2 protein-coding genes are annotated in these 1,174 nt (G+C 33.0%); both read right to left on the bottom strand.

Going from position 1 to position 1,174, the window contains the following annotated elements; all coding sequences use genetic code 11:
- Positions 1-98: 98 nt before the first annotated feature.
- Positions 99-890: a hypothetical protein gene (locus C564_RS0131580; protein WP_018768266.1), complete on the bottom strand. Its 792-nt coding sequence runs from the start codon at positions 888-890 to the stop codon at positions 99-101.
- Positions 891-913: 23 nt separating this feature from the next.
- The coding region (locus tag C564_RS33250) for a topoisomerase C-terminal repeat-containing protein (RefSeq protein ID WP_033794945.1) at positions 914-1,174 on the bottom strand (261 nt) is incomplete at its 5' end.

Below are 1,174 nucleotides of genomic sequence, written 5' to 3'. Positions count from 1 at the left end.
TTGCTTTCATGACTTCCTCCTCTGCCAGTCGATATGTCATGTTGGCACCTCCCCTTGTTGTGAATGGTTTCAAGAATAAAAAAAGAGAACTGTTTGTATCAGTTCTCTCCTATCGGTATCATATTCCCTATATTTTTGTCCTTTGGCTCTGTGAAAATATCAAATGGGTTTTTAGTAACCGTATAACAGCATAGCTTTTCATTCATCAGTTTCATTACCTTTTGATTTTTTTCTATATAATAATTTTCAGTAAAATGAATCCAATCTACCACATTATCTTCATCAGTCGACGAGTATTTGAATAACTTGTTTTCTTCTAATTTACAAATTAAATGCTTCATTTCTTGCAAGGGTAGCATAATCTCGAATTCAGACGTGTGAAACTCCTTGTCTAGGTCGATCAACACCGTTGTATCACAGCAACCTGAACCATATGAATGCATAACATCACATGACCAGTCAACAATCGATAACAAAGTCAATAGTTTATATTTGTGTATGGATCTCCCAAAACAGACGATGGGAATATACACAGAATCTGATTGTAACAGTGCATTCATAATAATCGTTTGTTTAAGATCTAACATGGGGCTTTTTTTTGCTCTTATATGCCCCAATCTAGGTTCCAATTTGAGTAAAAGTTCATCCAAATGTGGCAAATTCTCTTCAGGTTTTTCTCTTTCTTCCAAAATATCTTGAAACTCCATTTCACCCTCTAAATAATGTTCAAGGGTTTCTATTGTGAATAAGCTAGAAAAAAAACGATTATATCTATAGTCATGAAAAACTCTTCCTTGCAATGTTTTTTCTTCAAAAAACAAAATTTCTAACGGATCACAACTTGATTGAAGGTTTATATTAAATTCTTTCATTTCTCTTATAAAATTCATAATGCGTTCACTCCCTCTCATTTTTATTTGCCAAATAAGAATTTTAATCGTTTCTCTTGTGTACTGTAGGATAACCGAGCATCAAATTTCTTCCCTTTATTTTTAGATTCAAACCCTTTAATTTGATCGGTCATATTCTTTTCTAATATTTTGATCACATTGTTACTACTAATTTTCTTTCCAGACACGACCCCTGGAATAATGAATTCACAAGTCTTTTTATATTGCTCGCATAAGTAATTTGATTTGCCTACAATGACTCGGCTCTTACATAGCGGACATTT

Origin of the sequence: Bacillus sp. 105MF (genome assembly GCF_000374885.1) — a bacterium.
Taxonomy (GTDB): Bacteria; Bacillota; Bacilli; order Bacillales; family Bacillaceae_G; genus Bacillus_A; species Bacillus_A pseudomycoides.
The sequence above is the reverse complement of the archived record's forward strand: the minus strand, read 5'-3'. Positions and strand labels throughout refer to the sequence as shown.